Here is a 7,346-nt window from a genome sequence, read left to right as displayed (position 1 = left end):
GCCTCCACCGCATCCGCCCCCGCCACCGCCACCGCAGGAGGAGGACCCGCCACCGCAGGACGAGCCGCTGCTGCCTCCGCACGACGACGAGCTACCGCTGCCGCAGGACGCTCCCCCGCCCCCGGACGACGAACCGCGGTCGTCGTCCGACGAGGAGTGGGACGAACCGCTGTCGCCGACGCCGGCGGCCCCCAGCACCCACCAGCTGTTGTCGCTGGTGCTCGAGTTGCTGTCGCTGCGGCTGCTGCTGCGGTGGGCGCTGCCGCCGCGGCCGGACGACCGGCGGTTTCGGGCCGCCGCCCGCGCCGCGTTCGTCCTGTTCCGGTTGTTGACGGCCACAATGACCGCCGTCCCCACAAAGAGCACCACCAGGATGATGCCGATCACCGCGATCGCGTTCATGGCGTCACCCTCCCCTCTTTCTTCCGAGTCCCCCGAAGCGGCCCCCCGTGGGCGCCTCGCTCACTTGCGTGTCGCGGGGATTGCCCCGCTACCGACCGCTCAAGGCGAGTTGAGCAAGTCCAGACATTGTTCGTGCGCGGTCAGCTGCTGCCGCCGCAGGAGGAGGAGGAGGACGAGCCTCCCCCGCAGGACGAGCCGCCACCGCTGCCGCACGATGACGAATCGCCATGGCCGTGACCGTCGCTGTCGGGCCACGGCGACCGTGCGGCGCCGGCCCACCAGCTGTCGTGCCGCCGGGGCAGCCGGGGCGGGCCCAGGCCGGGCGCGTCGCCGATACCGCCTCGGGTGATCAGCACGACGATGGGCACCACCAGTGACGCGACCACCACGAGGGCGACGAACAGCAGGACGCCGAGCGTGAGGAGTGCGACGACCACCGGTCAGTTCCCTCCGCCACCGCAGCCGCCTCCGCAGGAGGACCCGCCTCCGCAGGAGGAGCTGCTGCCGCCGCACGACGATCCACCGGACGAGCCGCCGCCGTCCGCCCACCAGCTGCGGCGCCGCCCTCCGCGCCTGGACAGCCTGCTGGCCCGGACGACGACCGCCAAGCCGCTGAGGACCGCCACTCCGATGACGACGAGCACCAGGATGAGGCCGTTTTCCACGATGACTCACCCTCCCCTCTTCTTTGCCTGTGTCCCCCGAAGCGACCCCCCGTGGGCGCCTCGCTCACCTGCGTGTCGCGGGGATTCCCCCGCCGTGGGCCGCTCAAAGCCGAGTTGAGCAAGTCCAGAGCTTTGTCGGCTGTGCCGCGGTCAGCTTCCGCCGCCGCAGCCACCACCGCCGCCACCACCGCCGCCGCCGCCGCCGCAGGAGGAGGAACCGCCGCCGCAGGACGACCATCCGCCGCTCCCGTGGTGGGACGACCCACCGTCCGCCCACCAGCTGTGCGAGCGCCGACGGCCCCGCCGCGAGCCGCGGCCGACCTTCGAGACGATGTTGACCAGAACGACCGCGCCCATGAAGAGGAAGAAGAAGACCTCCATCTCGGCACCTGCCTTTCGTTCCTCCCTGCAGACCCCCCGTGGGCCGTGCGTGACGTGGAGATGCCCTCGTGTCTCACCGGTCAAAGCCGAGTTGAGGAAGTCCAGAGGTTCGGCGCAGGATGACGGCCATGACCTCCAGCGCAAGCCCCGCCCACACCCCTCGTCCTCCGCTCAACCGGCGGCTCGCCGAGTTCGGGACGACGATCTTCGCCGAGATGTCGGCGCTCGCCCTGCGGACCGGGTCGATCAACCTGGGCCAGGGTTTCCCGGACACCGACGGCCCCGAGGAGATCCGCGAGGCCGCCGTACGGGCGCTGCGCGACGGCCGGGGCAACCAGTACCCGCCGGGACCGGGTGTCCCCGAGCTGCGCACCGCGATCGTCGACCACCAGCGGCGGCGGTACGGGCTGACGTTCGACCCGGACACGGAGGTGCTGGTCACGGCGGGCGCCACGGAGGCCATCGCGGCCGCGCTGCTCGGGCTGCTGGAGCCCGGTGACGAGGTGGTCGCCCTGGAGCCGTACTACGACTCGTACGCGGCCTGCATCGCGATGGCGGGCGGGACGCGCGTACCGGTGACGCTACGGCCGTCCGAGGGACCCCGCGACGGAGTTGCAGATCGACACTTCAGGCTGGATCTCGACGAGCTGCGGGCCGCCGTCACCGACCGGACGCGGCTGCTGCTGATCAACACCCCGCACAACCCGACCGGCACGGTCCTCACCCGCGAGGAGCTGACGGCGATCGCCGAGCTGGCCGTGGAGCGGGATCTGCTGGTGGTGACGGACGAGGTGTACGAGCATCTCGTCTTCGACGAGGCCGAGCACCTGCCGCTGGCGACCTTCCCCGGGATGCGGGAGCGGACCGTCACCATCGGGTCCGCGGGCAAGACCTTCTCGTTCACGGGGTGGAAGGTGGGCTGGGTGACGGCCGCGCCCGCGCTCGTCACCGCCGTGCGCTCGGCGAAGCAGTACCTGACGTACGTGGCGTCGGGGCCGTTCCAGTACGCGGTCGCGGAGGCCCTCGCCCTTCCGGACACGTACTTCGACGCCTTCCGCGCCGACATGCTGGCCAAGCGGGACCTGCTGGCGACAGGGCTCGCGGAGGCCGGGTTCGAGGTCTTCCGGCCCGCGGGCACCTACTTCGTCACCACCGATGTCCGTCCCCTGGGAGAGACAGACGGCTTCGCCTTCTGCCGGGCCCTGCCGGAACGGGCCGGCGTCGTCGCGATCCCGAACGCGGTCTTCTACGACCACCGCGAGGAGGGCGCGCCCTTCGTCCGCTTCGCGTTCTGCAAGCGAACCGATGTTCTCGACGAGGCTGTAGCCCGCCTCAAGCGGCTCGCTGCCTGAGAGCGCGCCGGACGACCACTGCGGACGAAGAACCCGGCATCCGCTCGCTCAGGGAAGCCGGGCCGTTCGCCAAAGGACCGGTTACTCGGTGTCTTTGGGATGCCTGGTCGATGCGTAGACGAGGATGACCGTCGAGGTCTCCGGGCTGACCAGGTATCGCACCCTGCCACCACTCGTGATTTCGTACTCCCACTGCTCCAGCTCGGAGCCCTTCCATTCCCTGGTGGCGTGCCTGCCGCGGAGCTGGTGCTGACGGTTCCAGTTGGCCCGCGACAGCGGGTCTGCGCGAAGGGCTTCCAGGCAGCGATGCGCGTTCGGCAGCGCCACCCGGCACAGCTCCTCCCAACCGGTCGCGGCCTCCGTCGTTCCGTGGATGGCGTTCCAGCCGCTCAGCGGTGGGACGCTGACCCGGTCGCCTTTCTTCGGGCTCACCCGTGCGCCTCGACCGGGCCGAGGTCGACGTCACCGAGCGGACGGAGTGCTTCCCTGAGCTGGTCAGGGTCAGCGTTGATGCGGGCTGTTGCCCGCCAAGAGACGATCGCTCGGTGCACAGCCTCCCTGGCGCCCAGCTCAGCGGCGTCGGACAGCGCATCCAGGAGTTCGACGGTGAATTCCCGGACTTCTTCGTCGCCCAGGTGGCGTACCCACGGGAACACCTCAGGCAGCGCGAGCAGAAGCGACCTGACGCCACCGTCCTGCTTCATCAGAGCAAGGAACAGCCGAGACGCCGTGGTCAGGTTTTCCTCGCTGCGCTCGGCGTGTATGGCCGTGGTCAGCACCATGTCGGGTGCGTCCCGGTGCGTGACACGCAGGCATCCCAAGGCGGCGGCCCTCGCGGCGACCGCCTTCGGGTTCCGGGACAGATCGGTGAACGAGACGGATTCCGATTCGGATACCGAGTGCACGATGCTCATACTCAGACTGTACTCCGACTACACTCTGATTTCAGCGCGAGGCGGCCACCAGCCAGGAAAATAGGTGCATGAACATGGGGTGCCTGGGTCACATCAACACCGGACCTGGTCACGGCGGTGCGCTCGGCGAAGCAGTTCCTGACGTACGTGGCATCCGGCCCGTTCCAGTACGCGGTGGCGAACGCGCTGGCGCTGCCGGATTCCTACTTTGACAGCCTCCGTGCCGACCTCCACCGCAAGCGCGACCTGCTCGGCGACGGCCTGTGCGCGGCCGGGTTCGAGGTCTACAAGCCCGGCCCTGCAGGAGTTCAGCGGTACCCGGGCCCGGGTACCGACCGGAGCGCTGTCGATGGGCTTTCCACTCCTTGGGACAAATGGCGAGGTTCTTGACACGCAATCGGAGTCCATCCAAGATCTTCAAACTGCTGCCACACCGGCCAACCACTCCCCCGCCCATACACAGCGACTCGGGGATGGCCTGCGCTCCGCTCTCGTTTCCGGGTCCGCCGCGGAACCGGGCTCTGAGCGGAGGCGGCGTGTGGACAGCACCGGCGCCTCCGCCGAGCCAGGGGGCATGCCCAGGAGGAGAGACGTGGGTATATCCCGATCTGTCAGATCGCTCGCCGTTGCCGCGAGTGCTGCTGTGCTGTGCGCCGTCGCGCCCGCGTCGGCAGCTGTCGCGGATGACACCGGTGCCGTGATCACGTTCGACGGCATTTCCTCGGACACCGGAGGCGATGGCACGGTCAGCGCCGGGCAGACGATCACCGGCACGACGGATGTCACCTTCACGGTGCACGCGGACCCGGACGACGAGCCGACCGAGGCCGTGGTCAGCATCACCGGCAGCACCATGTACCAGGGCACCGGCACGGTCAAGCAGACCTTCAGTCTGAGCCCGGGGGACTGCCTGCCCTCCTGCACCCTGCACGCGACCCTGGACACCGCCGCCACCCAGCAGTTCGGAGGCTCCGCGAACGGGATGGCCGCGCCGCTGGTGAACGACGGCGCGAACTCCATCCACATCGAGGTGGACAGCCCCCGCCCGCGGACCGTCACAGCCAACACCGCCGTTACCGTCGACAACAAGCGGCCGGTCGTCACCCTGCCCGACCTGCCCGGCGACGACGCCTGGACCAGCCACAAGCCCGTGGGCCTGTCCGCGGACGGCGAGTTGTCCCTGCGAGCCACCGCAACCGGCGCCAACGGCGTCTCGCGCGTACGGTACTTCAGCTCAAGCAGAGCCTGGCCCGCCCCTGTCGACCTGACCGCCCCGGCAAGCGGCGCGACGTGGGCCACCACACTGGACACGAGTGCGGTCCCGGCCGGCCTGTACGCCGGAGGCGTCTACGTCGTGGCCTACGACAAGGACGGCCGCGCGGGTTCCCCGGTCCGGGCCGACACCCTGGTCGACCACGGCTTCACCATCACGCCGAAGCTCGACACCGTCATCCGCCCGTACGAGACGCCGGTGACCGTGAACTACGCCTACCTGTCGGCGCTCAACAAGGCGTTCCCGGCCAACCTCATCTACGCCTACCCGGTCAGCACCACCGTGTCGCTCGACGGCAAGGCGCAGGCGACGACGCCGGTCGGCGCCTACACCTACGAGGGAAACACCGAGGGCTTCCTCGCCGACCTCGGCCGGCTCCCCTACGGCGCCCACACGCTGACGTTCGACACGGTCGACAACCGCGGCGCCCACGGCCGGGTGGACCTGCCGGTCAAGGTGGTGTCCGAGGTCACGCCGGCCTGGACGGACGGCTTCCAGGACTTTCCGGTGGCGGGCAGCAGCCGGACGTACGCCGCCACGACGTCCGCCGCCGACGGCGTCAGCCGGGCCGAGCACTGGACCCTGGATGTCGACGGCACGACGTTCGCCACCGGCAGCTATCCCGCGCAGCCCTCCGGCACCTGGAAGACCACGACCACCGGGGTGCACGACGTCACCCTGACCATCGTCTCCCAGTACGGCGACACCACCGTCAGCACCGTGCCGATCCGCGTCCTGGCCGCCACGACGACCCGGCTGACCGGCCCGGCCACCAGCACCTACGGCAGCAAGGCGACCTTCACCGCCACCGTGGCCCAGACCGGCGCCAAGCCCGCGGCCGGCGCCAAGGTCAGTTTCCAGTACAAGCGGGCGGGAACCACCACCTGGAAGACCCGGGCGACCGTCACCGCGGACAGCACCGGCAAGGCCTCCTACCCCACGACCACCAAGTTCAACGGCGCCTGGCGTGCCGTCACCGCGGCGAAGAACCTGACGTGGGCGTCCTCGACCAGCAAAACCCTGACCTCGCACGCCAGGGCCGTACTCACGGTCAGCAAGCCGACCACCACCGCGGTCCACGGCAAGCCCGTGTCCTACACCGCGCTCAGCTCCCCCTACGTCAAGGGGACCGCACTGCGCTTCCAGGCCCGCCAGAAGGACGGCACGTGGGTGACCCTCACCAGCGCCGCCCTCTCCACCAGCGGCAGCGCCACTGCGAAGATCACCTTCTCGCGCGCGGGGACGTGGTCCCTACGGGTCTACCGCCCGGGTACCACCGATCTGACGGACACGTACTCCTCGTCCTGGACGGTCAAGGTCAGCTAGTCCGGGGGCCTTCGTCCCACTCGGTGTGCACGATCGCGAGGACTACCTGTGGTGGCAGCTCCAGGACCGGAAGATCTTGAAGCGCATCAACACGCTCATCGCGGACATCGCCCGGAACGGCAACGAGGGTATCGGCACACCTGAACCGCTCAAGCACGGCTTCCAGGGCTACTGGTCGCGCCGCATCAACGACGAGCACCGACTGATCTACAACGCCACCGAGGACGGTGTCCTGATCGCACAGTGCCGCTACCACTACGAGAGCTGACAGGACTCGAGCATCGGGCGCGGCCTCTGCCGGCCCCTGCATCACGCAGCGAACCCGCGGCGCGGACTCGGCGGTCACGGCAGAAGATTCCCCTGAGACGAAGACGGCTTCCGCCACCAGCGCGGGGCTGCGACCGTACCCGGGCGGGACGACGGGGCCGCGCCCGGTGACGATGGCACTGGAGTCGCCGTGGCGGAACCGGCGCGCCGCAAACAATTAGGCGCACGAACGCGGAGTGGGCTGGGTGACGGCCGCGCCCGCGCTCGTCACCGCCGTGCGCTCGGCGAAGCAGTACCTGAGGTACGTGGCGTGCGGGCCGTTCCAGTACGCCGTCGCCGAAGCGCTCGCGCTGCCGGACAGCTACTTCGAGGCGTTCCGCGCGGACATGCTGGCTAAGCGAGACCTCCTGGCGACGGGGCTCTCGGACGCCGGTTTCGAGGTATTCCGGACGGCGGGCACCTATTTCATCACCACCGACATCCGCCCCCTCGGCGAGACCGACGGCTTCGCCTTCTGCCGGGCGCTGCCCGAGCGGGCCGGTGTCGTCGCCATCCCCAACGCGGTCTTCTACGACCACCGCGAGGCCGGCGCGCCCTTCGTACGCTTCGCGTTTCTGCAAGCGGATCGAGGTGCTGGCGGACGCGACGGAGCGGCTCCGCAAGGCGTTCGCGCGCTGACCTCCGTGACATGAGGCCGGTCGCCAGGAGCAGACGCCAGTCGCGAGATCGGCGCCCAGCGTCCGGCGGTGCCGTCGGCACCTGTCTC

The 7,346-nt window shown here is 69.9% G+C and carries 9 protein-coding genes and 2 pseudogenes; 5 read left to right on the top strand and 6 right to left on the bottom strand.

The annotated features are described in order from the left end of the window. The 4 genes from ACFU53_RS45105 to ACFU53_RS45090 form a co-directional block, all read right to left on the bottom strand. Positions 1-402: hypothetical protein (locus ACFU53_RS45105; protein WP_384005848.1), on the bottom strand; the 402-nt coding region annotated here is incomplete at its 3' end. 140 nt (positions 403-542) lie between these two features. Continuing rightward, positions 543-839, bottom strand: coding sequence for a hypothetical protein (locus ACFU53_RS45100; protein WP_384005846.1), 297 nt, complete (start codon positions 837-839; stop codon positions 543-545). A 3-nt stretch (positions 840-842) separates the two neighbouring features. Next, positions 843-1,067 (bottom strand): hypothetical protein, encoded by a 225-nt coding sequence (locus ACFU53_RS45095; protein WP_384005845.1) that lies wholly within the window; start codon positions 1,065-1,067, stop codon positions 843-845. A 150-nt stretch (positions 1,068-1,217) separates the two neighbouring features. After that, the gene (locus ACFU53_RS45090) at positions 1,218-1,448 is read right to left on the bottom strand and encodes a hypothetical protein (protein ID WP_384005844.1); all 231 of its coding nucleotides are present in this window, start codon (positions 1,446-1,448) and stop codon (positions 1,218-1,220) included. 119 nt (positions 1,449-1,567) lie between these two features. Here ACFU53_RS45090 and ACFU53_RS45085 point away from each other — a divergent pair, with 119 nt between their 5' ends. Continuing rightward, entirely contained in the window at positions 1,568-2,800 is a 1,233-nt protein-coding gene (locus ACFU53_RS45085; protein WP_384005842.1) for a pyridoxal phosphate-dependent aminotransferase, read from the top strand. An 81-nt stretch (positions 2,801-2,881) separates the two neighbouring features. On the opposite strand, the gene ACFU53_RS45080 is transcribed toward ACFU53_RS45085, so the two are convergent. Then, positions 2,882-3,232 carry a hypothetical protein gene (locus ACFU53_RS45080; RefSeq protein ID WP_384005840.1) on the bottom strand — a complete coding sequence of 117 codons (351 nt, stop codon included), beginning with the start codon at positions 3,230-3,232 and terminating at the stop codon, positions 2,882-2,884. After that, entirely contained in the window at positions 3,229-3,582 is a 354-nt protein-coding gene (locus ACFU53_RS45075) for a prevent-host-death family protein (RefSeq protein WP_384005839.1), read from the bottom strand. Before ACFU53_RS45075 ends, ACFU53_RS45080 begins: the two co-directional genes overlap by 4 nt. A 216-nt stretch (positions 3,583-3,798) precedes the next feature. Between ACFU53_RS45075 and ACFU53_RS45070 the strand changes: the two are divergent. The 4 genes and pseudogenes from ACFU53_RS45070 to ACFU53_RS45055 all read left to right on the top strand — a co-directional run. Further along, positions 3,799-4,008: pseudogene (locus tag ACFU53_RS45070) on the top strand (aminotransferase class I/II-fold pyridoxal phosphate-dependent enzyme); the annotation flags it as partial. Between the two features lie 403 nt (positions 4,009-4,411). Then, entirely contained in the window at positions 4,412-6,313 is a 1,902-nt protein-coding gene (locus ACFU53_RS45065; RefSeq protein WP_384005837.1) for a hypothetical protein, read from the top strand. A gap of 25 nt (positions 6,314-6,338) precedes the next feature. Next, a complete protein-coding gene (locus ACFU53_RS45060; protein WP_384005835.1) occupies positions 6,339-6,581 on the top strand; it encodes a Txe/YoeB family addiction module toxin in 243 nt (80 codons plus the stop codon). A 235-nt stretch (positions 6,582-6,816) separates the two neighbouring features. Beyond that, positions 6,817-7,258, top strand: a pseudogene (locus ACFU53_RS45055) (aminotransferase class I/II-fold pyridoxal phosphate-dependent enzyme); the annotation flags it as partial. Positions 7,259-7,346: the final 88 nt, after the last annotated feature.

Source organism: Streptomyces sp. NPDC057474, assembly GCF_042802555.1.
In the GTDB taxonomy this organism is placed as follows: Bacteria; Actinomycetota; Actinomycetes; order Streptomycetales; family Streptomycetaceae; genus Streptomyces.
The sequence above is the reverse complement of the archived record's forward strand: the minus strand, read 5'-3'. Positions and strand labels throughout refer to the sequence as shown.